This window comes from Hydrogenophaga sp. 5NK40-0174, from assembly GCF_040372165.1.
Taxonomy (GTDB): domain Bacteria; phylum Pseudomonadota; class Gammaproteobacteria; order Burkholderiales; family Burkholderiaceae_C; genus Hydrogenophaga.
Window position 1 is genome coordinate 662,613 of the sequence record NZ_BAABWG010000002.1, and the last position, 20,929, is coordinate 683,541.

The 20,929-nt window shown below is 61.7% G+C and carries 21 protein-coding genes; 11 read left to right on the forward strand and 10 right to left on the reverse strand.

What is annotated here, in order from left to right; all coding sequences use genetic code 11:
• Positions 1-86: 86 nt before the first annotated feature.
• Positions 87-2,249 (forward strand): Ig-like domain-containing protein, encoded by a 2,163-nt coding sequence (locus ABWV89_RS08795; RefSeq protein WP_353395878.1) that lies wholly within the window; start codon positions 87-89, stop codon positions 2,247-2,249.
• 26 nt (positions 2,250-2,275) lie between these two features.
• The gene (locus ABWV89_RS08800; protein WP_353395880.1) at positions 2,276-2,686 is read left to right on the forward strand and encodes a hypothetical protein; all 411 of its coding nucleotides are present in this window, start codon (positions 2,276-2,278) and stop codon (positions 2,684-2,686) included.
• A gap of 23 nt (positions 2,687-2,709) precedes the next feature.
• Here ABWV89_RS08800 and ABWV89_RS08805 read toward each other — a convergent pair whose 3' ends face one another.
• Both ABWV89_RS08805 and ABWV89_RS08810 read right to left on the reverse strand, forming a co-directional pair.
• Positions 2,710-3,162 (reverse strand): SRPBCC family protein, encoded by a 453-nt coding sequence (locus ABWV89_RS08805; RefSeq protein WP_353395882.1) that lies wholly within the window; start codon positions 3,160-3,162, stop codon positions 2,710-2,712.
• Positions 3,163-3,270: 108 nt separating this feature from the next.
• Positions 3,271-4,812 carry a protein adenylyltransferase SelO gene (locus ABWV89_RS08810; RefSeq protein ID WP_353395884.1) on the reverse strand — a complete coding sequence of 514 codons (1,542 nt, stop codon included), beginning with the start codon at positions 4,810-4,812 and terminating at the stop codon, positions 3,271-3,273.
• Between the two features lie 394 nt (positions 4,813-5,206).
• Between ABWV89_RS08810 and ABWV89_RS08815 the strand changes: the two genes are divergently transcribed.
• On the forward strand, positions 5,207-6,562 hold the full coding sequence (locus ABWV89_RS08815; protein ID WP_353395886.1) for a GNAT family N-acetyltransferase: 1,356 nt from the start codon (positions 5,207-5,209) through the stop codon (positions 6,560-6,562).
• Positions 6,562-7,311, forward strand: a complete 750-nt coding sequence (locus ABWV89_RS08820) for a tRNA-uridine aminocarboxypropyltransferase (protein WP_353395888.1) — start codon at positions 6,562-6,564, stop codon at positions 7,309-7,311. Before ABWV89_RS08815 ends, ABWV89_RS08820 begins: the two co-directional genes overlap by 1 nt.
• Before the next feature lie 75 nt (positions 7,312-7,386).
• Here ABWV89_RS08820 and ABWV89_RS08825 read toward each other — a convergent pair whose 3' ends face one another.
• From ABWV89_RS08825 to ABWV89_RS08835, 3 genes are all read right to left on the reverse strand, one after another.
• Positions 7,387-7,878, reverse strand: a complete 492-nt coding sequence (locus ABWV89_RS08825; protein WP_353395889.1) for a DUF1097 domain-containing protein — start codon at positions 7,876-7,878, stop codon at positions 7,387-7,389.
• A 365-nt stretch (positions 7,879-8,243) separates the two neighbouring features.
• Positions 8,244-8,567, reverse strand: a complete 324-nt coding sequence (locus tag ABWV89_RS08830) for a DUF2322 family protein (RefSeq protein ID WP_353395890.1) — start codon at positions 8,565-8,567, stop codon at positions 8,244-8,246.
• Positions 8,568-8,709: 142 nt separating this feature from the next.
• Positions 8,710-9,084 carry a DOPA 4,5-dioxygenase family protein gene (locus tag ABWV89_RS08835; protein ID WP_353395891.1) on the reverse strand — a complete coding sequence of 125 codons (375 nt, stop codon included), beginning with the start codon at positions 9,082-9,084 and terminating at the stop codon, positions 8,710-8,712.
• 161 nt (positions 9,085-9,245) lie between these two features.
• Between ABWV89_RS08835 and ABWV89_RS08840 the strand changes: the two genes are divergently transcribed.
• The gene (locus ABWV89_RS08840; RefSeq protein WP_353395893.1) at positions 9,246-10,142 is read left to right on the forward strand and encodes a DUF3014 domain-containing protein; all 897 of its coding nucleotides are present in this window, start codon (positions 9,246-9,248) and stop codon (positions 10,140-10,142) included.
• A 321-nt stretch (positions 10,143-10,463) separates the two neighbouring features.
• Positions 10,464-10,691: a hypothetical protein gene (locus ABWV89_RS08845; protein ID WP_353395895.1), complete on the forward strand. Its 228-nt coding sequence runs from the start codon at positions 10,464-10,466 to the stop codon at positions 10,689-10,691.
• 64 nt (positions 10,692-10,755) lie between these two features.
• Here ABWV89_RS08845 and ABWV89_RS08850 read toward each other — a convergent pair whose 3' ends face one another.
• Together ABWV89_RS08850 and ABWV89_RS08855 are read right to left on the reverse strand one after the other, a co-directional pair.
• Positions 10,756-13,389: an ATP-binding protein gene (locus tag ABWV89_RS08850; protein WP_353395896.1), complete on the reverse strand. Its 2,634-nt coding sequence runs from the start codon at positions 13,387-13,389 to the stop codon at positions 10,756-10,758.
• 82 nt (positions 13,390-13,471) lie between these two features.
• Complete coding sequence (locus tag ABWV89_RS08855; protein ID WP_353395897.1) at positions 13,472-13,831, reverse strand: hypothetical protein; 360 nt, start codon at positions 13,829-13,831, stop codon at positions 13,472-13,474.
• Between the two features lie 427 nt (positions 13,832-14,258).
• Between ABWV89_RS08855 and ABWV89_RS08860 the strand changes: the two genes are divergently transcribed.
• The 4 genes from ABWV89_RS08860 to ABWV89_RS08875 all read left to right on the forward strand — a co-directional run bounded on the left by ABWV89_RS08860 (position 14,259) and on the right by ABWV89_RS08875 (position 18,129).
• Positions 14,259-15,365: an ABC transporter substrate-binding protein gene (locus tag ABWV89_RS08860; RefSeq protein WP_353395898.1), complete on the forward strand. Its 1,107-nt coding sequence runs from the start codon at positions 14,259-14,261 to the stop codon at positions 15,363-15,365.
• 133 nt (positions 15,366-15,498) lie between these two features.
• Positions 15,499-16,050: a large conductance mechanosensitive channel protein MscL gene (gene mscL / locus ABWV89_RS08865; RefSeq protein WP_353395899.1), complete on the forward strand. Its 552-nt coding sequence runs from the start codon at positions 15,499-15,501 to the stop codon at positions 16,048-16,050.
• Positions 16,047-16,526, forward strand: coding sequence for a hypothetical protein (locus ABWV89_RS08870; RefSeq protein WP_353395900.1), 480 nt, complete (start codon positions 16,047-16,049; stop codon positions 16,524-16,526). The genes mscL and ABWV89_RS08870 overlap by 4 nt, the downstream gene beginning before the upstream one ends.
• 142 nt (positions 16,527-16,668) lie before the next feature.
• Positions 16,669-18,129 carry a PAS domain-containing sensor histidine kinase gene (locus ABWV89_RS08875; protein ID WP_353395901.1) on the forward strand — a complete coding sequence of 487 codons (1,461 nt, stop codon included), beginning with the start codon at positions 16,669-16,671 and terminating at the stop codon, positions 18,127-18,129.
• Here ABWV89_RS08875 and ABWV89_RS08880 read toward each other — a convergent pair.
• The 3 genes from ABWV89_RS08880 to ABWV89_RS08890 form a co-directional block, all read right to left on the reverse strand.
• The gene (locus tag ABWV89_RS08880) at positions 18,117-18,983 is read right to left on the reverse strand and encodes a hypothetical protein (protein ID WP_353395902.1); all 867 of its coding nucleotides are present in this window, start codon (positions 18,981-18,983) and stop codon (positions 18,117-18,119) included. The genes ABWV89_RS08875 and ABWV89_RS08880 overlap by 13 nt on opposite strands.
• A gap of 138 nt (positions 18,984-19,121) precedes the next feature.
• Entirely contained in the window at positions 19,122-19,568 is a 447-nt protein-coding gene (locus ABWV89_RS08885; RefSeq protein ID WP_353395903.1) for a DUF6691 family protein, read from the reverse strand.
• Positions 19,565-20,065, reverse strand: coding sequence for a YeeE/YedE family protein (locus tag ABWV89_RS08890; RefSeq protein WP_353395904.1), 501 nt, complete (start codon positions 20,063-20,065; stop codon positions 19,565-19,567). Before ABWV89_RS08890 ends, ABWV89_RS08885 begins: the two co-directional genes overlap by 4 nt.
• Positions 20,066-20,296: 231 nt before the next feature.
• Here ABWV89_RS08890 and ABWV89_RS08895 point away from each other — a divergent pair, with 231 nt between their 5' ends.
• Positions 20,297-20,923 (forward strand): hypothetical protein, encoded by a 627-nt coding sequence (locus ABWV89_RS08895; protein ID WP_353395905.1) that lies wholly within the window; start codon positions 20,297-20,299, stop codon positions 20,921-20,923.
• Positions 20,924-20,929: the final 6 nt, after the last annotated feature.

A 20,929-nucleotide genomic window follows, 5' to 3' on the forward strand; every position in this document is an offset into this window, starting at 1 on the left:
AGAACGGGGCCAATGGCAGAGGGAGCGCAGCGGACGCAAAGCCGTTCGCGCGCGGGAGTGTCTGACAACGATTGAGGAGACACATCATGAGCCCGAAGTATCTGCGCTGTATGGCAGCGCTGTCCGTGCTGGCCCTTTGCTGGCCTGCGACATCTGCCGCCGCCGGCGTGTCAGTGCAGGACGATGCGCTGGCACGGCCTTTCCCGAACGATCGGTACACGGTGCCAGACTTTGGCAACCTGACCTTCAAGCGGGTAAACCTGCCACTGCCGGATTGCAGTGTGCAGATCAGCGATTGCGCGGATCTCGCGCACATCAACCAGCTGGACGGTTTCTCGACCCAGCCCCGGATCACGCTGCCGTTCACCGGTGAAATTGACGTGTCCACAGTGGACAGCTCCAGTGTGTACTTGCTCAACCTCGGTGATACCCAGACGTTGCAGGGGCTGGGGCAGAAAGTCGGCATCAACCAGGTCGTGTGGGACCCGGAGACATTGACGCTGGCATTCGAGCCCGATGAGCTTCTGGCCGATCACACGCGATATCTCGTGGTGGTCACCGGCGGTGTGCGGGACATGGATGGGCGGCCCATTCGCAAGAAGCGTACTGCGCCATGGTTGGCCCGCGCCAAACGCCAGGGATGGAAAGCCCCGGTGCCCAGGGCATCCGAACACGACATGGACCTCAAGGCTGCGATGCGGGCGCTGCCGGCCAGGGGAAAGCGGGTGGTCTCTGCCACCTTGTTCACCACCCAAAGCAGCACAGTCGACCTGGTGAAAATCATGCGTCAGATCAAGCGCAGCACACCAACGCCGGCGAGCTTCGACCTGGGACGCGTGGGCGGAGCTGCAGCACCATCGGTGTTTCCGGTGGCCGATCTGGTACAGGCGAGCTTTCAGCGCCAGACGCAGGTGGCAGGCCCGCTGACCACGACATCCTTGCCGCTGGGCGCTTTGCAGGTGGTGCCAGGTGCCGTGGGCAAGCTCGCCTATGGCCGATTCCAGTCAACCCAGTACCTGAATGCGCAACGGTTCATGCCTTCGGTGCCGTCCTGGACGGGCACACCTGAGCCAACGGGAGGCGAAGAGCTGGTGTTTCAGGTGTTCCTCCCCGCCGGTCAAGCACCCCAGGGCGGTTGGCCGGTGGCCTTGTTCGGCCATGGATTCACCGACAGCATGTATGGCGCGCCATGGGTGGTGGCATCCGTTCTCGCTTCGCGCGGCATCGCCACGGCGTCTCTCAACGTGGTGGGGCACGCGGGGGGCAGCGATGGCTACCTGGAGCTGACGCGGCTGGATGGTCAGACGGTGAAGGTTCCAGCCGGCGGGCGTGGCATGGATCAGAACGGTGATGGCGTCATCGACAGCACAGAAGGCGTGGCCGCCGTGTTTCCGAACGACGTGCTGGGCAACCGTGACGGGCTGCGGCAGACCACGGTCGACCTGATGCAGCTGGTTCGACAGATCGAGCAAGGGCTGGATGTCGACGGCGATGGTGCGACTGATCTCAGCCAGCAACGCATCTACTACGCAGGCCAGTCTTTCGGGGGGATTTACGGGACCATGCTGCTTGGACTCGAGCCCTCCCTGCGTGCGGGCGTGGCCAACGTGCCTGGCGGCTCGCTATCGAACGTGGCACGATTGGGTGTATTCCGCGCACTAGTGGCGGGTGGTCTGGCAGTCAGACAACCCTCACTCATCAACTTGCCGCCGACGCCCGGGCTTCCGGTTCCGTACAACCTCAACTTCGACGAAAACGTACCACTGCGTGACCAGCCGCCAGTGACCAACGATGTGCCGGGCGCGATGGCCATCGCCAAGGTGCTGGACCGGCAGGAGTGGGCACAGCAGCCGGGGAACCCGGTCTCGTATGCGTCGCTGATTCGGCGCCATCCGCTCAGGGGCAGTGTGGCCAAGCCGGTGATCTACCAGTTTGCCAAAGGGGACCAGACCGTTCCCAACCCGACCACCACGGCCATCCTGCGAGCTGGTGACCTGGCTCCTCAGGCGACGTATTTCCGCAATGATCTGGCTTTCGCTGCCGATTCGGGGGTGCCAAAGAATCCACACACCTTCCTGACCAACATCTCATCTGCCTCAGGAGCGCCTTACGCGGTGATGGCACAGCAGCAAATGGCCGTGTTCTTCCAGTCGGACGGACAGCTTGTTGTGGATCCCGATGGACCGGCCCCCATGTTTGAAGTGCCGGCAGTGCTGCCTTTGCCAGAAGAGCTGAACTTCTTGCCGTGACCCAGAGGCAGGAACCACTTCGCCTCGTGCTCACGCCCGCCCAAAGCGGCGTCAGGGCACGGGTAGTGGTGGTTGATTCCATCACCGCAGTCACGACAGAAGATGCCGGCTCGGTGGTGGTGTCCGGCTCACACGGCGGTGTCAGCTCTGCGCATTTCGCGCTGCGCTACCCCATGCGTCTGGTGGTGTTCAATGATGCTGGTGGCGGCAAGGACGGTGCTGGCATGGCCGCACTGAACCTGCTGCAAGACGCTGGCGTGGCGGCGGCGACCGTCAGCCACACCAGTGCACGCATCGGGGACGGCATGGACGCCTGGGAGCACGGTGCAGTGAGTCATGGCAACGTCTTGGCAGCTGCCCTGGGGCTGGTGCAAGGGCGCCGTCTGCGAGAGCATCTTCAGCTCATCGATTTCGCACAGTTGCCGCTGCCAGAGTGAGCAGCCCACGCCAGTGCGCGTTGTCATCCTGCCGGAATGTCCGGCTCGACCAGATTGGCCAGTTGGAGCAGCGTGTCCTGCCAGCCGAGGTAGCAGGGGTCTTGCGGAATGTAAGAGGGAATGCCTGTTTGCGTGGCTGATACGGACGTGCCGCAAATCACCGGTTTCAGGTCGATGGTGGTGCGCATTTCGTCGGATATGTCGGCGCCATCAAAGACGCAGTTGTAGACAATTCGCTCGCCCGGCACCAGCTCCAGGTACTCGCCGCCGAAGGCCACGGGCTGCTGCTGGCTGAAGTTGGTGAACTGCATGCGGTAGCGCCCACCCACTTTGGCGTCCAGCTCCAGCACGCGGCAGGTGAAGCCGTGAGGTGGCAAGAACTTGGCAACGGCATCCGCGGTGAGGAAGGCGCGATAAATGCGTTCGGCGGGGGCGCGAAGCACCCGATGGAGATTGACGGTTCCGGTTGAACTCATGAAGGACTCCTGTGCATGTTGTCAGTTGTGGGGGCTGGGGAAGCAGCCATCAGAGCGACGACGAAGAGCCATGCCTCAGATCGACATGCCGTGGGAGCCTCGCAGAGCTCAGGTTCCGCAGAAGGTACGGAACCCTTGGGTCTGCTCAGGCGTGCCCGCCAAAGCCGCCAGGGCATCTGCCTCACGTTCGTCGAAGGGCCGCGTCACGATGGCCAGTAGCCGTTCAAACAACGCCATGTCGCCAGGGTCTGATGCTGCATCCAAAGCGTTTTCCACCAAATGGTTGCGCGGGATGTAGAGAGGATTGACGGCGTCCATGGCATCTGCGTGTTCAGACCGCGCAACCGTGCCATCACTCGGCAGGCGCGAGAGCCACCGCTGGGACCATGCCTGCAAATCCGGTTCGGCTTGGGCTGCGAACTGGCTGCTCCACTCGCTGCTTTGTCCGCGCAGCACACGGGAAAGCCGGCGAAAGCCGAGCGTGAAGTCCACGCCATGGCGGTGCAGCAGTTGCAGGTAGTCGTTGACGAGGTTTCGGTCTTGCTCGGCCTCGGTGTCTTGGCCCGGCGGGCCGTCCTCTTGCGTGGCTGGGATGCCCAACTTGCGTCGGTGGACGTTCAACCAATGCCCATCGAATTCGGCAGGAAACGCCTCAATCACTTCAGTGGCCAGCGCAACGGCTTTGTCACTGTCTTCTGCGTCAATCAGTGGCAACAGCGTTTCGGCCAGACGGGTCAGGTTCCATTGGGCGATGCCGGGCTGGTTGCCATAGGCATAGCGGCCGCCATGATCGATGGAGCTGAAGACGGTCTGCGGGTCGTAGGCTTCCATGAAGGCGCATGGGCCGTAGTCGATGGTCTCGCCAGACAGCGTCATGTTGTCGGTGTTCATCACGCCATGGATGAAGGCCACGCCCATCCATTGGGCGATGAGCTTCGCTTGGCGCGTTTGCACAGCACGCAGCAGCCCCAGTGCGCGCTCCGGCCCTTCTGCATCAGCCAACGCCGGGTAGTGGCGATTGACGACGAAGTTGACCAGCTTGCGCAAGCTGTCGATGTCACCCCGCGCAGCAAAGAACTGGAATGTGCCCACACGCACATGGCTGGACGCCACACGGGTGAGGATGGCGCCGGGCAGTGGGCGATCTCGTGCAATCGTCTCGCCCGTGGCCACGGCAGCCAGGGTGCGCGTGGTGGGAATGCCCAGTGCATACATGGCTTCGCTGATGAGGTATTCGCGCAGCACCGGCCCCACCGCCGCCTTGCCATCGCCACCGCGCGAGAAGGGTGTGCGCCCGGAGCCTTTGAAAGCGATGTCCAGGCGCTTGCCTTCCGGCGTGACCACTTCGCCCAGCAGCAACGCACGCCCGTCGCCCAGCTGGGGCGAGAAGCCACCAAACTGGTGGCCGGCATAGGCCTGGGCCAATGGCGTAGCGCCCTCAGGCACCACATTGCCTGCCAACACCTGCAAGCCTTCATCGCTGCCGAGCCGGTCGGCTTCCAGGCCCATGCTTTCGGCCAACGCATGGTTGAAGCGCAGCCAGCGCGGCGCGGGCACCTTGGCCGGCTCCCATGGCGCGAACATGCCTTGCATGTCGCGGGCGAACTGGTTGTCGAACGGGAAGAGGGGCGTGGTGTTGGCAGTGCTCATGCCGTGATTGTGGCGAGAAATGGTCAGAGGCGAGCGTGCTCCTCGCATGGCCTTGAGCGAGTCAGGGCCATGTCTTTTGCCATCCCTAAGAAGCAGGCTGAGGAGTGAGCCTTTCCGCTGGCGTGGGCCCAAGGCCAAACGGATCCATCAACGCCGAACACCTTGCCAAGAGCAAACAGCACGGAACAGGTACCAATGTCAGAAGGTCGGTAGCAAGGTGCTGCCTGACTCGTTGATCCTGAAGGCAGGACAACATGCAGAAGTACGGACACGGCCGGCGGAAAAATTGCAGGGAGATTTCGGGTAGATTTGAACCCGGGACAGGGAGGCGAACTTCTTGACTACCCACATTTCGCCGATTCGAAGAAATCCAAAAGCCCGTGGGAGACACAGCATGACCAAACCGAAAGCCAATCGACCCGGCAAGACCGTATCCCGCCTGCGGCGAGTGGGATCGGTTCTGCGCAAACTGACGCCCAAAGCTGCGCCGCCAGGCGTGGTGTTGACCAATGTGAAGGAGCGTCGAAAGGCGCGCCGCCAAAGCACGGGCTTGCAGTTGACGATGGCCGACCACATTGACGGGCTCAATCCGGTCCTGTGGGACGCGTTGGCGGAAAAGGAAACGGTGTTTCTCAGCCGTGCCTACCTTCGTACGCTGGAAGAGCATACGCCAGTGAACATGTCCTTGCGCTACGTGTTGGCCACAGATGCCGGCAGGCCGGTCGCCATCATGCTGTTCCAGCGGTTGGCGGTGGATGGTGGCCGGCTCCGCAAGCCGGGTGGCAAGAGCCTGTTGGCCAAGCCTATGTCTGGCTACAAGGAACACATGCTTGTCTGTGGCAACCTGTTGGTGTGGGGGCCGCGCGCTGTGGCCTTTGCATCAGACTGCGAAGACGAAGCCCAGCTCTGGCGTGCAGTTGGCGAGGCCTTGTACCGGGTGAGGCGGGCGGACCGATTGTTGGGGCAGTCGGACTTCGCCATGATCAAGGATTTTCCGGGTGACAACACCACCGCACCACAGGCGTTGCGCTTGTTGGGCTATCGAAGTGTCGAGACGGAGCCGGACATGGTGCTCGCCATTTCGCCGCAGTGGAAGAGCTTTGACGATTACCTGGCCAGCTTGACGAGCGGCTATCGCAGCAACTGCAAGAAGTTGACCAAGTCTTGTGCGGAGGCTGGCGTCGTCTTCAGAACCATGGGTGCCGACGAAATGACCACCCGCCAGGACGAGTTGCATGCGCTGTACAACCAGGTCCATCAGGCTCAGGGTTTGCGTCTGGCCAGCCTGGTGCCAGGCTATTTGCCCGCCATGGCGAAAGCCTTGGGGCCTGAGCACTTCGTTTGCCGGGTGGCCGAACGCAATGGCCAGCTGCTGGGCTTTGTGACCACGGTCAAGGATGGCGACACGGCTGTGGGCTACTACATCGGCTATGACCGTACCAGCAATGCCGACGCACCGCTGTACCTCTCACTGCTGCAAAGCACGATTGAGGATGCCATTGGCTTTGGCGCCGCGCAGTTGTCTCTGGGTAGAACAGCGTTGGAGCCCAAGGCAAAAATGGGGTGCAAACCTGTGCCATTGGCCTGCGGCATTCGACACCGTGTATCGGCCTTGAACTGGGTGATCAGTGCCTTGACCAAAACGGCTGTTCACGATGAGCCACCAGAGCGCAGCCCGTTCAAGGGCGACAAGCAGCTCAAGGATGGCGGGAAAGCGGCGCAGCCCACGCCAGCAAAGGACAAGGGCTGATGCACGCTGTCGCGCAGTTGAAGGCGGCGATGCTGGAAGCCAGCACCAAACCCTTCGTGGCCAGGGGAGGGCATTCCCGGCGTTGCCAGGCCTGCCGGTTGCCCGAAGCCTACTGCCTGTGCGCGCACAAGCCAACGATGGACGTGCGAGCGGGCTTTTGCTTGCTCATGGGGGACGGCGAAGCCTACAAGCCCAGCAACACGGGCTGGCTGGTGGCCGACGTGGTGCGCGATACCTTCGCGTTTCCGTGGGCCAGAACCACGGTGGAGCCGGCGCTGCTGGCTTTGCTGGCTGACCCGCAGTGGCAACCCTACGTGGTGTTCCCGGGCGAGTTCGCAAAAGGCCGGGCGGTGGTCGAGGCTGTGGCGGAAGAATGCCGGGCTGACTCAGGCAACAGTGCGCGAAGGCCATTGTTCATCTTGCTGGATGGCACCTGGACGCAGGGGCGCAAGATGTTCAACAAGAGCCCTTACCTGAACGCCTTCCCCGTGCTCAGTCTGGAGCCGGGAGATGCGTCGCGGTACGCACTGAGGCGCTCCAACCGCACGGATCATTTCTGTACGTCAGAGGTGGCCGCGATGTGCCTGGCGCTGGCCGGTGAGGTCCACGCTGCGCAGGTGCTGGACGCTTACCTGGATGTGTTCAGCGAGCACTACTTGCATGCCAAGCGCAACATGCGCATGCCAGAGGGCTTGGCCGTGCATGAGCACCTGAAGAAGACGCTCCTCGCCTTGCCGGCGACACCTTGACGACGAACAAAGACCAACGGCCGGCGCACGGCCGGACCGTTGGCCTTTCTTTCACTTTCAGGAAGTGAGGAGGGTTCAGTCTGCCTTCTTGGTCAGCACGCCACCGATCATTTCAGACACCCAGCCAAACGCCGCACCGACGATGATGGACAGGATGGTGGGAACGATGGCTGCCGTTGGCGTCATGTCCTTGCCCAGCAGAATCAAACCGGCCACGCAGGCGAAGCCGTAAACCGAAGACGGAATGGTGGACAGCAGCGGAATGTGTGCGGCCAGCACGATGACCGCAGCACCAATGCCCACGGCCACCGGCGCAGCCAGAGCGCCCAGGCCACCCAGATAGCCGATGAGCATGACAGAAGCCATGCCCACTGCTGCGCCAAAGCTCATGCACACGGCGGTTTTGACGAATCCGTCCTGCTTGCCGCCGTTGTGAAAGAAGCTGGCCCAGGCCACAAAGGCTTGCCAGATCTGCATCTGGAACGCTGCCAAGGGGCCCAGGAAAAGCCAGGTGGCCACGACCGCCAGCAAGCCGATCGAAATGGTCAGGGCAATCAACAAACTCATGAATGTCTCCTCATCGTTGGATGAATGTGTTTTGAACTTCTTTTGTGTTGCAACACCGGGTGGACTTCTCGAGGGACCACCGTGGTGCGGCGTTCATGAGTCGACAAGTTCCATGCCACGCAGGGGGTGGCCATGTCGCAAAGTGAGAGGCGCGAACCCCTGCCTATGTGTCTTGCTATGTGTTTGCGCTGCGAATCAGAACTTGCTGATGGAGCATGTGATGTGCCATGGCAAAGCAGTTGTCTGCGGATGGAGCAACTGTGCTTCCTGGCCGGTACATGCTGCGCTGCAAAGCAAGAGAGGCCGGTCGCGATGATGCAACCGGCCTCTCCAGGGTGCCGGCAGCCATGGCTGCCAGGCAAAGATCAGGCTGCCGTGGAGTGCAGCTTGACGCTGTAGGTGGCGTCTCCTGCGGCCCATTCGATCAGGCGATCGATATTGGGGTGCTTGCCGGGGTTGGCCCTGGCATCTTCGGTGTGCTCGGCAAACCACTCGATGCCTTCGGCTGCTGCAGCAGGCGTGATGAGCCCCCCGTGTTTGGCGGCCAGTCCGTTGTACAAGCGCAAGGAGCCGGCTTTGCCCGGCTTGTTCTCGATGGTGGCCACAACGTTCTTGTTGGGGTCGATCAGGTCGAGGGACACCAGGTGGTCGATGGAGGGCAGCGAGTTGAGTCGGTCAGCAAAGTTCATGGTCTGGTTGCGTGCAGTTTTGGAGTATTGGAGCGGGTCATGCTCGCCAGGGAGCAAATCGCCCTATTGTCCGGCATGGCGCAGAAGATGACTGGTGGCTGGTGGCTGGAGGGGAGTCACCTGTGCCTTCATCGGCTGGCGATCACAGGTCGTAGTGGGTTTGCGTGTGTGGCTCGTCGTTGAGGACGCCAAGGTCGAGCGGACGCACGGCACCCATCCAGAACGCACGGTCGCGATGGTCGCTCAAGTCGTGTCCGGTGATGGGGTGCACAAGGATGACCAGGCCATTGCGGTTGAGCATGAGCCATGGGATGACGTCGGCAAACAGCGCTGCCTTGAAGGCCAGCTGGCAGCTCCAGTCGGGGTGAGGGCCAACCGGCTTCTCGTGCACGCGCCCCATCTTCAGCGGAAAGTTCAGTGCGGCAGTCTCGCAAAGCGTTCGCGCCTGCTCCAGGGTGTTGGCATCAAAGTACACGTGAGCGTGGTAGCCGAAAATGGATGAGGTATCGGTTGGCATGGGTGGCATCTGGTGGCGAGAGGGTGTGTTTCCAATGGCAACATTTTGCTTGAGCTGGCCAGACCTTGTGCAGCAGTAGGGGACCTCCAGACAAGGTGGCGCGAAGTCCGCGGGCCAGTGTAGGATGGGGCACATCCTTGATCCAAATGAGCGTGCGTGCCATGAGAGAAGAATCTTCAGGTCTGTCAACCGTGGTGATTGCTGTGGCCGTGCTGGCTGGTGTTGGCCTGCTGGCGTGGGCGTATTTCGCCAAGACGGACCCGGGCCTGCTCGCCAGCCCGGAGTCGCAAGTCACCATCCCCGCTCCGCCCGAACCCGCGCCAGCGGATCCGGCCCCGGCTGGCTTGGCGCCAGAGACCGAAGACCCTGCCATCGCCAATCCGATCGAGCCCCTGGAGCCTGAGGAGGGCGAAGAGGAGGTGATCGAAGAACCCTTGCCCGCGTTGCAGGATTCGGATGCCCGCGTCAAGCAAGTCATTGGCACGATGCTGAGCAAGCGCGACATGCTGACGTTTCTTCAGCTCGACGGTTTTGTTCGCAAAGTGGTGGCCACCGTGGACAACATGGGGCGCAAACACGCTCCGCCCACTGTCTGGCCAGTGATTCCGACACCCAAGAAGTTCATGACGGCCAAGGGCGATGACGGAACCGAAGTCATCGCGCCAGCCAACAGCGACCGCTACACACCGTTTGTGGGCGTCGTGGAGTCGGTCGACACGGCGCAAGCGGCCGCCGCCTACCGAAGCCTGTATCCGCTGTTTCAGCAGGCATACGAAGATCTGGGCTATCCAGGCAAGTATTTCAATGACCGCCTGGTGACTGTGCTGGATCAGATGATCGCCACGCCCATACCTTCCGAGCCGCTGCAAGTGTCGCTGGTGGAGGTCAAAGGGTCTGTTCCTTCCTTGCGTCCGTGGGTCCGCTACGAATTTGTAGACCCGGCCTACGCCGACCTGTCTGCAGGCCAGAAAATGCTGCTTCGATCGGGGGCAGACAACCAGAAACGGCTTCAGGCCAAACTCAAGGCCTTCCGGCAACTGGTGGCCCGGCCGCGTTGAATATGTTCGCCATTGTCGGTTTGTGTGCAAGCGGTTGACAAAGCCAAGCGGTGACGTGAGTTCAGGTCAAAGCGCAGAAAAGAGGCCGGCGAGGCCTCTTTTTTCTGGCGAAAGTGGCAAAACGTCGTCCTAAGTCGGGAGATGCAGGACGATTCCCCCGCAAATGCGTAGCGTGAATTACGCACGTCAGCGCTGTGCCTACATTGCCTTGGAGATGTGCCGACACAAGAGATGGACGTTTGGCCAATGACACATGGGTCGAACAGGCGTAACTTCAGACTGTCGCGGTCGTCGCGTCGAACGGCATGGAGGAGAACCACCATGATGTTCCAGGATTCGGGAAATCAGGACGAGTTGTCACACTACGAGTTGTGGTATTCGTCGAAGTGTCGGCAGGAGCCAGATCTGCACTTTCCGTGCGACGATCATGGCGTTGTGGACCTTGACAGCTTGAGCGAGAAGGACAAGGCCGACTATCTTTTTGCACGTGCATTGGTGGGACGCGACTACGCGCCCCCAACCGTGGTTGATCTGGACAAGTTGCACTGAAACCGGTGCGTGTTTACAGGGCCACCAGGGATGCAGCGGGAGTTGTCGAGCCAGCGTGTCGACATCAGCTCGCCACAGTGTCAGGTGCCGCACCGAGCAGCCACGGCTCGCTTTGCGTTCGCAGCACCACTTCCAGCCGGTTGCGGCATGCGAGCTTGTCCAGAATCGACGAGACGTGGTTCTCCACCGTTCTTCTTGACCTGGAGAGCTGCTCGGCGATGGCCGGATTGCTCAACCCGTTGGCGATGAGTTGCAGGACAACCTGTTCTTGCCGGGTCAGACCATAGGGGTGTGCTTTGCTTCCCTTTGATTTTCCTCTGCTGCCCGACGTGGAGCGGGTGGCTTCAGGGGCTGAAAACGGTGCCACGCCAGCAGCGCCGACGGCTTCGATGAGCTGGTTGGCCTGGACGTTTTGCTGAATGTGATGCCAGGCCCATGCAGCCAGATAGCGGTGCCCGGTTTGCTCCAGATGTCTCGCCGCCTCGGTGGTTTTTCCTTGGGCGAAGAGCGCGAAGCCTGTCGGCATGTCGCCCTCCAGCGAAGCGGGCACGGGCTGTCCAGCCAGCATGGCCCAGAACACCAGTTCGCCTCGCTTGCGCGGACCGATCTGGGCGGCATCCAGGCCGGACGCCCAATGCATGACTTCGCCAGCCATGGACAGGTCTCCCCACAGCACGGACGCTTCGAGTCGAGCAGTCTGCGCAGGGATGATGTACTGGGGCTCGTCAATCTGAAGACTGCCCTCGACTGTTTCTTTGAGCCATTCACGGGCCTCCGGGATACCGAGCCGAAGCGCACTGCGTGCTCGGATGAGCATGGCGGGCATGCGCATGAGCAAAGTCTGGTCACCCGTTCGCAGCACATCTTGAGCAATCCACAAGGCCTCTTCAAATCGATCCTGCTCGAACCGAAGCTGAGCCTTGCGCCCGACCAGGTAATAGGTCCAGGCATCGAGGTCGTGTGCCGTGTCAAAGCGAATGCCTTCCTCGACCACGGCCTCGGCCTTGTCGAGTTCGTCCAGTTCGATCAGGCATTCAGAGAGGTTGGTGTAGACGCGCGCCGCCTGCTCATGGAAGCCGTGCTCCAGTGAGATGGCCAGGCTGCGCCTGAGCATGTCCTCTCCTTCGCGGTGGGCCCTGAACAGCAATGCGGTACCGGCAGAGTTGAGACTGTGTGCCTGGACTTCGGTTTCACCCGATTGCTCTGCAAGGTGCAGTGCTTTGCGGCCCCAGGCCACTGCTTCATCCATCCGGTCCTGAAGCATGAAGAACTGGGCGCGCAGGGAGTAGGCCTTGGCCAGCGCCGCACTGTTGCCCGGGATCTTTTCTTCCAGTGTGGCGATGGCCTCACGCACATAGCGTTGCGTCAGTGACGCTTCGCCCCGGTACCAGTGCAGCCGCGAAAGCCAGCGAAGATTCTCTGCCACCCGCTCGGGCTGCTCGAGGCCGGCCCACAGTTTCACGGCGCGCTCGCGGGCACGGATCACCGTGTCGTCGATGGCCCAGGCCAGACCCGCTTCGTATGCCCAGCGTTCATTGATGTCTGCCTGCAGTGCATCTGCCACATCACCTCGCCTGTCGATCGCCTCCAGTGCGTGCTGCAGGTAGCTCGCCGCTTCCTTGTGCGCGCCCATGGCGGCAGCTTCTGCGGCAGCCTCCGGTGCAAACCGGATGATGGCATCGTCGTCACCCGCCCCAAGTGCATGGTGAACGACATGGTCCAGGTGCACATGTCCCGGCGGGTGCGTGAGAGCCCGCAGAAAACGCTTGTGGTTGTCGCGACGGGCCTGCGGGTTGAGGGCGTTGAGTGTTGCCAGGCGGGCGAGCTCGTGGCGAAAGTGGTAGTCGTGTTCGCCGCCGACCAGCATGCCTGCCGAGACGCCATCGTCCAGCAAAGTGCTGGCGTCTTCCTGCTCGGACAGTTTGTCCATGGCATCGGGCGTGAGTGCGTACGGGCAGCAGGCAATGAGTGTCAGAAACGATTGCAGCTGCCCGGGAAGGCGGCTCAGTCGCAGCTGGACAGAGTCGGCTATGGTGCGCGGCACCTTGCCCTGAACAATGCCCTCTCCGTGCAGCATCAGCTCTGTCACAAAGAACGGATTGCCATGCGTGATGTCGTGCAAGGCGGCGGCAGCGTCGTGCCGGCCAATGCCCATCGACTCGATCGCCTGCACGCTCAGCGGGCGCAGGGGCAGGTGCAGGACGCGGCGTGTGGGCAGGCTGCCCGACGCAGCCTTGAGTGGGTGGGATGGACCAATCTCATCGTCCCGATAAGTGCCGATCAGCAAAAGTGGAAGCTGTGAGATGCGGCGGCCGATGAACACCAGCCAGTCCAGTGTGCGCTGATCCGCCCAGTGCAGGTCTTCCAGAATCCAGACCAGCGCCTGCTTGCTTCGCAGGGCGTGCTCGGTGAGTGCATCAAAACACTGCTTCTCTGGCGACTCGGTGGTGTCTGAGCCCAGCAGCATGCGGCTCATGTCCCGAACCGGACCCAGCGCCCTTGGCGTGCTCAACGGGTCGCAATAGCCGGTCACCACGCTGGCCGAGTGGCTGACCGATTGGGTGAAGGCATCCATCAGGCTGGACTTGCCGATGCCGGCCTCCCCGTGAACAAACGCAATCTGCCCCCCATGCGTGCGCACTTGCCCCAGGGCATTGCGCAACGCGTCCAGTTCCAGTTCTCGCTCCAGCAACAGCATGCAGAGGGCCTCCGCGCCCGGGTCAGGTGATCGAGGGTGGTTGATGTGATGTTAACGGGGTTCTGAGCTGGTCTCTGAGGGCTCATGCCTGCCAGACGCCAAAGCCCGCCGAACGGAGGTCAAGGCCGATCTCCACCTCCCGCTCCACAGCCTCGTCTCGTGTCATGGGGTTGAAGCCCTCATAAAGGTCAGGCAGGAGCCGGATGCCATAGCGAAAGACATAGGCGTTGGACTGGATGCCTGCCTTGTGCTTGTCAAACCGCACATCCGGATCGAGCCCCGTCATGCCCACATACACGCAGGGCCTGCCCTCGATGTAGTCAGGGTTGCAGCGTCGAAACCGGACCTCTTGCAATACGTCGGGCGCCAGCTCCACCACATACACGTGGTAGCGGGGGCGCCGGCGCTTTCGGGGCGTTTGAGGTTCCGTGGTGCGTGACATGGCGCAATCCAGGTGCGAGGTGACTGTCGGGGTTCCAGATGCGGTGAAGATGGATGATAGTGGGCTTGATACAGGCTTTCCTGGTCCACCTTGTCTCGCTGTGGCAACAAAACAGGTCGCCCAGGCTGCCGGGCACGTGCGAGTACTTTGGTTCTGTGTCCGGCAAGCGGTGGCCGGGTGACTTTCCCCTGAGACCATCAGTCGCCATCCGGACCTGGTCACCGCAACGACTGCCAAAGTAATCAGATTGGCCATTGGCCGGCGCCGACTGGCGAGCGCCGTTCATGTGCTTGCAGCTGCCATTGGTCGCTGTGATGCCGTACGCGAAATTGCGAATAGGCGCCCGCGAATCGTTCGCCTTAGACTGTTTTTGGGGGTCCCCGAGGCTCCCGGAGACACAAGAACATCATTCTGACGGAGACAACCCATGTGGAAGCAAGTGTTTGCAGGCGCATTGATTTGCGCGACCGTGTCCAGTGCGTGTGCTCAGCTGCTGATCGGTCAGACGGCGGGATTCACGGGGCCTGTGGCTGCAGGGGTTGAGGAGACGCATCAGGGTGCCAAGCTCTACATCGATGCCGTCAATGCCAAAGGTGGAGTCAATGGTCAGAAGGTTGAGCTGATCTCCCTGGATGACGAGTTTGATCCGAAGAAGTCGGGCGAGAACGCGCGCATACTCATTGAAGAGCGCAAAGTGCTGTCGATGTTTCTGACCCGTGGCACACCACACACACAAGCGATTCTTCCCCACCTGGAAAAGAACCGGACGCCACTGGTGGGGCCTTCGACCGGCGCCATGGTCCTGCACGAGCCGGTCAATCGCTGGGTATTCAACGTTCGCGCGCCCTATCAGCGTGAGTCCAAGAAGGCAGTGATCTTCCTGTCCACCATTGGCCTGACGCGCATTGGTGTCGTGCACGCCGCAGATTCGTTTGGTGCCGATGCCGCAGAGGGCGCCCGCAAGGGGTTCGCTGAGGTCAAGCTCGAGCCCGTAGTTGTCATCGCGGCGGACCGGTCGAACCCGGACTTCAGCGTCATTCTTCCGCAACTGCTCGAGGCCAAGGTCCAGGCTGTGGTGTGGGCGGGGTCCGGAACGGCTGTTTCAAACGGAGTCAAGGCGCTCAGGAAAGCGGGCTCTTCAGCCCAGATCGTGACGCTCTCGAACAACGCTTCGGCTGGTTTCATCGACAGCCTGGGCGATACACGGCATGGCGTGATCGTCAGCCAGGTGTATCCAAGTGAACGAGCCGTGGCGTTCAAGATGGTGGGCGAGGCGCAAGCGCTGGCCCAAAGTGCTGGCGTGGGCAACATCAGTCCGGCCATGCTCGAGGGCTTTGCAGCGGCCAAGGTTCTGGTCGAAGGCTTGCGTCGCGCCGGCCCCAAGCCCACCAGGGAGAGCCTGGCCAAGGCGCTGGAGACCATGAGTCCGTTCGACCTTGGTGGGCTCAGTGTCGACTACTCGGCTGAAGATCACACCGGCCTGGACTTTGCCGAGCTCTCCATCATTGGTTCAGGTGGGAAGTTCCGTCGCTGAGACGTGACCGTGTCGTTGCCTTCGCGCTGATCATTGCCGGGCAACCAGAGCGATCGACACGCGGCGCTGTCCTACACACTTTGGCGGCCAATCCGGGCATGCCAGACAAGGCCAGGGCGGCTACCATCGCAGCATGTCGATGCTTGCTGATTTTTCCAAATTCGCCCGCCGCGGAAACTTTGTGGACCTTGCGGTGGGTTTCACCGTTGGGGCGGCGTTCTCCACCATTGCCAAGAGCCTGGTCAACGATGTGCTGATGCCGCCGATCGGCCTCTTGATCGGGAGAACCGATTTCACCGATCTGTTCTGGGTACTGCGGTCCGGACCCAAGGCCGATGGCCCCTACGTGACGCTGGCCGATGCGCAGGCGGCCGGGGCTGTCACGCTCAACTATGGCGTGTTCGTCAACAGTCTGGTGGCGTTTTTCGTGGTTGCGCTGGCCATGTTTTTCATCATCCGCATGATTCAGCGCGCAGAGGAGCGACTGGACGGGATGCTCGATGATGGGGCGCCGCCGCCAGAGGAGCCCCTGGAGAAGAAGTGCCCCTATTGTCGAAGCACCATTGCGTTTCGCGCGACACGTTGCCCGCATTGCACGTCACAACTCGACACAGCGTGCGCGCCCAAATCGGATGAATGCGCACACAATGACCCTCAGGACCTGAAGAAAGGAGCACACACATGAGTTCGAGCCACCTTTTCCGGGGTGTCGCAGCGCAGTGCGTGAGGGCTGCTGGCTTGTCGCTGGCGCTTCTGGGTGCCTCGAGCCTGTTGTGGGCTGCCGAGCGTGAAGGAGCGCAGGAAGCTGGGCCTGACCGGGTTGCCATTGATGCACAGTATCACGCAGACCGGCTTCGTTGCAGCAAGATTGACGATGCAGCGTCACGGCAGGCCTGCCTGAAAGAGGCTGGTGCTGCGCGCCAGGAATCGATTCGGGGCAACTTCCCCGAGGCAACGGGAGACGCGCAATTGCACCGGCGCAATGCGCTGCAGCGATGTGCCGTGCACAAGGACCCGTTGCTGCGCCAGGCCTGCGAGCGCATGGTGCTGGGCGACGGCACTGCCAAAGGCAGCGTGGAATCGGGCGGTGTCTACAAGGAAATGACCATCACGCTCGACCCCGTGCCAATACCTGCAGGCTCGCCACCATCGCAGCGCTGAGCCATGCTGCTGCGACGTCGGCAGCAAGTTGCTGACCTGGCAGTGCTGTTAGTGCTGTTGCAGCCGCCTGTCTTGCCGCATTCAAGCTGTGGCAGGTTTCAACCGATGAAGCGAGAAAGTGCTGAACTTTGTATTCGCTTCCATGTCCACACTCCCGCATCCAGAACCATCGGAGACGCCGGCTGACTTGCAGGCCATTGTTCAGCGCGCGCTTGAGCAGACGGTCAACGGCGTGGTGGTGACCGATGCAACGCGGGCAAAGAACCCGATCGTCCATGTGAATGCCGGCTTCTCGCGCCTCACCGGCTACAGCGCCGACGAGGTGCTGGGACGCAACTGCGCGTTTCTGCAAGGGCCGGATCGTGATCAGCCTGGCGTGCAGCGCCTGCGCGACGCCATCAGCAAAGGGGAGAGCGCCAATGTGGTGGTGCGAAACTACCGGCGCGATGGCTCACGCTTCTGGAACCGGGTCGAGATGAGTCCGGTGCGGGACGCCGCAGGGGCGGTGACCCATTTTTTTGCCGTGCAGACCGACGTCACCCTGGAGCGCGAGCGCGAGGAGGCGAGTCTGGTGAAGTCGCTCGAGCTGGAGCGCACCATCAGCGCGCATCCGCTGGGCATGATCACACTGGACAACCAGGGCTGCGTACAACTCTTCAGCCCGGCCTGCGAAGCGCTGCTGGGTGTGACGTCACAGGACGTGCTTCAGTCAACCAGGAATGTCTGGTTGCACAAGGTGGCGGTCGCCACGGACACAGATCCGGCCAACCTCTCCTGGCCTGACGGGCCAGGAACAGTGCTGTGGCATCTGGGTCAGCATGCCTCACGCGTGCTGGAGGTCAGTGTGTCGGCCATTGGTGAGCTGACGGGAGAGCAGATGGTCTTGCTGCGGGATGTGACCCAGCAACAGGTCCGTCAGGCATCCCGGGATCATTTCCTGGCCACCGCTGCACATGAGCTTCGCACCCCGTTGGGCAGCATCCGGGGCTTCTCCGAACTCATGCTCATGCGCGACTATGGCGTGGAGCAGTCCAAGCCCCTGCTGCAGACCATTCTCAAGCAGTCATTGCGCCTGGGCGCCTTGCTGGACGATCTTCTCGATCTGGCACAACTCGACGAAAAAGGGCAGGAAGCGTTTGCGCTGGAGCCGGTGGAGCTCGCGAATGCAATGCGCCACGCCTGCGATGTCATTGAGCTGCCGGGTGGATTGCACAGCTTGAAGATGGGGGTCGAGCCGGCTGATACACCGGTTCGCGTGTTGGCCCATGGGGCCAGGCTCGAGCAGGTTCTGATCAACCTGTTGTCCAACGCAGTGAAATACTCGCCATCAGGCGGCGAGGTGACGTGCAGCGCTTCGCCAGCGGACGAGCCCGGCTGGTGGCAGGTGTCTGTGAAGGACGAAGGCCTGGGCCTGTCCGAGGAGCATCAGGCCCGATTGTTCACGCGCTTCTTTCGAGCCGATCCGACGGGGCCCATACCGGGCACAGGCCTCGGTCTGGCCATCGTCAAGGAGATGGTCGAGCGCATGGGTGGGCGCATCAGTGTCACCAGCACCTTGGGCAAGGGCTCGTGCTTCACAGTGAAGCTGCGTCAGGCTGACTGAGCGAGAAGGTGCTCTCGGCAACGCATATACAGGGCCAGTGCTTCCTCGATCTGCTCGCCGTCGAACAGGCCCAGCGGCAGAAGCCCGTCCCGGTAAGGGTCCGTCAGGCTTTGCAGCGGGCGGTGATGTTGTGAGCTTTGGTATTGCAAGCCCAGGAGTGGCGATGCGTGGGCGTCCATGTCGAGCTGAAAGCCATAGCACCGCATGTCGTTCGGCTCGTGTTCCAGGGTGTCGTGTCGTGGCAGGCAGATCCTGAGCAACACATCGGCGTCGGCCTCAGCGCCGGCAAGAGATGAGTCTGTGGACGTGATCAGGCTGTAGCGGCTCGCTCCATCCCAGAGGCCGGTCTTGTCTTTCTCCAGTACCTGCTTCATGGCCTGCACGTCTTCAGGGCGCACGGCTTCTTCCATCCGGGGCCACCAGTGCGTCCATTGGTCAGTGCGCGCCAGTGCTTCCGCCCAGATGTCTTGCAGCAGGCTCATGGCCGTGGCGTTTGGCCAAATGGGGCGGAATGCAGCAATGGCCGACTTCCTGTCACGAAAGCCGGCTTCAAGCTGCGGTCTCCCGCCAGTCCAGCGGCCCCACCAGCCCGGGGATTGCCGGCGCACGCCGACTTCCAGGCCATCATCGGTCAGGGCGCGAATGGATGCGGCTGTGGCTTGCCCACTGCCGGTGGCCAACAGGTGGCGAGAGACCACCACGTCGGCGTTTCGGATTCGGCTTCGGAATGTCTGAACGGGACGATCGGCTGGAACCAGTTCAGTGACGGCATCAAACGCTGTTTCCAGCGCTGCAAGATCCGACCTGCTCTGGAGCCGAATGCCCGCGCTGCCTGGCGGCGTGTCTATCGGCAAAACGTCTCCCTGTGCTTGTTCTGCCCAGGTGCGTGACGCAGGCGTGACAGCGACTGCCGCGCATTGTCTTAACCCGTCGGTGGTCCGGCTTGAACAAACACGCCAAATCGGGCTGGGCCCACGAGAGCCTCAGCCGCTTCAGTCCTGGGTACTGCCGTGAACCAGTGCGCCCATTGCAATCCCTGCCACCGCCCACATCAGGTCCAGGTTGCCTGCGCCCAGGCCAGCAATGGCCGGACCGGGGCAAACGCCGCAGATACCCCAGCCAATGCCGAATGTGGCTGCGCCGGTCAGGGTATCCCGGTTCCAGCTGGATGGGTGGTGATGAAAATGGTCGTCGAGCAACGGTCTTTGCACCAGCCGGGGCAAGACCTTGTAAGCCAGCATGGCGACGCAGACGGCGCCACCCATGACCAGCATCAGGCCCCAGTCTTCAAAGCGCAGAAAGCTCAACACCACCTCGGGGCGGATCATGGTGGCATAGGACAGCCCAAAGCCGAACAGCATGCCGGCGAAGAGGGTGAAGAGCTCGCGGGAGGCGAGCTGGGCGCCCGTGAATCTGAGTGCAGGGGTAGCGGTTGTCATGCAGTGATCCAGGCCATCAGATTGGCGGTGATAAAGGCAGTGGCCATGAAGGTCAGGACTGCCAGGGCAGAAGGCCACTGCAGTGCGCCCATTCCACAGATGCCATGCCCGGAGGTGCAGCCATTGCCGCGCCGTGCACCATAGCCAACCAGGAATCCGCCCACCAGGAGTTGCCACACAGGCACCTGGGTAGAGGACGCAGTGCCGTCAGAAAAGAACAGCCACCACACCAGCGCACCGAGCATCAGGCCGGCCGCGTAGACCAGGCGCCATTGGCGCGAGCCGGTGAATCGGGCTTGTTGAAAGAACGGACGCCTGATCACGAATGACCAGGTGCTGCTGTACACGGAGCTCATGCCGCCAATGCGGCCCGTTGCCCAGAACAGGAGTGCTACGCCCAGGCCGATGCAGAGGCCACCCACCAGGTAGTGCGTCCAGCCCAGAGGAAACAGCATTTCCAGCCAGCCTGGCGAAGAAGAAACAGTCGATGCATTCATGGGCGGCCATTATCGGCCCTGCCCATGGCTTGCGTTGTTGTGCAAAGGATGGGCGTGGCGCCATGCGGGTCTATTGCGCATGGTGCGCTCGGGGAGCATGGGGCTAGCTGCCTTCTCGCATACGGCTGATCGCTACAGAGAAAGACCGAGTGTCCTGTCCACAGCCTTCCCGATTTCCCCTGGAGGACATGGACCTAGAATGGTCTGTGCAAGTTAGGGAGGGAGGTTTGCATGTTCAAAGGCATCAAAGGGGTCGTGATCGGCCTTGTGCTCGCAGGTCTGGTCGTCTGGTGGTGGTCAGGCATGGCGCCATCTCAACCGTCAGGTCTTGAGACACCACATGAAGCGATGAAGACGGTCAATGAGGCAGCCATGAAGAAGGACTTGCCAACGGTAGTCTCAGGCATAGATCACGAGAAACTTGCCCAGAGCATCAGGCTGTTTCTGATAGACGACCTGAAGGCAGAGTTTCTGAATCGTCGGCACGGTAAGTCCCGTGAGCAGAAGCGGCGGCTGGATGAGTTGCGCGATCAGATTCTCGAGGACGAGCTCGAGGGCACCTGGCGAACCGCCATGGATGCGGGTTCGCTTCGGCTGATGGTCCGGACAGGCTACGTGCCAGTCAAACTGTCGCCTGATTCTGCCCACTTTGAGAAGCTGCTGGCTGAATCTGCTGATCGTGACTGGAGCTCCAACTTTCGCTGGATTGTTCGGCGCAGCGGGGAGGACCAGTTTTTCGCAACGCCTGACCCGATGGGCCCCTTGTTTCCATATGCGAGTTGGGCAATGGTGGGCTTTCAGCTGAATGAGTCAGAAGCGGGCGACTGGAAAATCTCCGGTGTTGTTCGGCTGCGCTAAGTGCGC

What these genes read in the sequence shown, in the direction of transcription:
- ABWV89_RS08875 (WP_353395901.1), top strand. Translation starts at nt 16,669, where the DNA reads ATGTCCACACTCCCGCATCCAGAACCATCGGAGACGCCGGCTGACTTG.
- ABWV89_RS08825 (WP_353395889.1), bottom strand. Translation starts at nt 7,878, where the DNA reads ATGAGTTTGTTGATTGCCCTGACCATTTCGATCGGCTTGCTGGCGGTC.
- ABWV89_RS08815 (WP_353395886.1), top strand. Translation starts at nt 5,207, where the DNA reads ATGACCAAACCGAAAGCCAATCGACCCGGCAAGACCGTATCCCGCCTG.
- ABWV89_RS08895 (WP_353395905.1), top strand. Translation starts at nt 20,297, where the DNA reads ATGTTCAAAGGCATCAAAGGGGTCGTGATCGGCCTTGTGCTCGCAGGT.
- ABWV89_RS08810 (WP_353395884.1), bottom strand. Translation starts at nt 4,812, where the DNA reads ATGAGCACTGCCAACACCACGCCCCTCTTCCCGTTCGACAACCAGTTC.
- ABWV89_RS08885 (WP_353395903.1), bottom strand. Translation starts at nt 19,568, where the DNA reads ATGACAACCGCTACCCCTGCACTCAGATTCACGGGCGCCCAGCTCGCC.
- ABWV89_RS08860 (WP_353395898.1), top strand. Translation starts at nt 14,259, where the DNA reads ATGTGGAAGCAAGTGTTTGCAGGCGCATTGATTTGCGCGACCGTGTCC.
- ABWV89_RS08830 (WP_353395890.1), bottom strand. Translation starts at nt 8,567, where the DNA reads ATGAACTTTGCTGACCGACTCAACTCGCTGCCCTCCATCGACCACCTG.
- ABWV89_RS08845 (WP_353395895.1), top strand. Translation starts at nt 10,464, where the DNA reads ATGATGTTCCAGGATTCGGGAAATCAGGACGAGTTGTCACACTACGAG.
- ABWV89_RS08820 (WP_353395888.1), top strand. Translation starts at nt 6,562, where the DNA reads ATGCACGCTGTCGCGCAGTTGAAGGCGGCGATGCTGGAAGCCAGCACC.
- ABWV89_RS08850 (WP_353395896.1), bottom strand. Translation starts at nt 13,389, where the DNA reads ATGCTGTTGCTGGAGCGAGAACTGGAACTGGACGCGTTGCGCAATGCC.
- ABWV89_RS08805 (WP_353395882.1), bottom strand. Translation starts at nt 3,162, where the DNA reads ATGAGTTCAACCGGAACCGTCAATCTCCATCGGGTGCTTCGCGCCCCC.
- ABWV89_RS08890 (WP_353395904.1), bottom strand. Translation starts at nt 20,065, where the DNA reads ATGAATGCATCGACTGTTTCTTCTTCGCCAGGCTGGCTGGAAATGCTG.
- ABWV89_RS08835 (WP_353395891.1), bottom strand. Translation starts at nt 9,084, where the DNA reads ATGCCAACCGATACCTCATCCATTTTCGGCTACCACGCTCACGTGTAC.
- ABWV89_RS08855 (WP_353395897.1), bottom strand. Translation starts at nt 13,831, where the DNA reads ATGTCACGCACCACGGAACCTCAAACGCCCCGAAAGCGCCGGCGCCCC.
- ABWV89_RS08870 (WP_353395900.1), top strand. Translation starts at nt 16,047, where the DNA reads ATGAGTTCGAGCCACCTTTTCCGGGGTGTCGCAGCGCAGTGCGTGAGG.
- ABWV89_RS08840 (WP_353395893.1), top strand. Translation starts at nt 9,246, where the DNA reads ATGAGAGAAGAATCTTCAGGTCTGTCAACCGTGGTGATTGCTGTGGCC.
- ABWV89_RS08795 (WP_353395878.1), top strand. Translation starts at nt 87, where the DNA reads ATGAGCCCGAAGTATCTGCGCTGTATGGCAGCGCTGTCCGTGCTGGCC.
- mscL (WP_353395899.1), top strand. Translation starts at nt 15,499, where the DNA reads ATGTCGATGCTTGCTGATTTTTCCAAATTCGCCCGCCGCGGAAACTTT.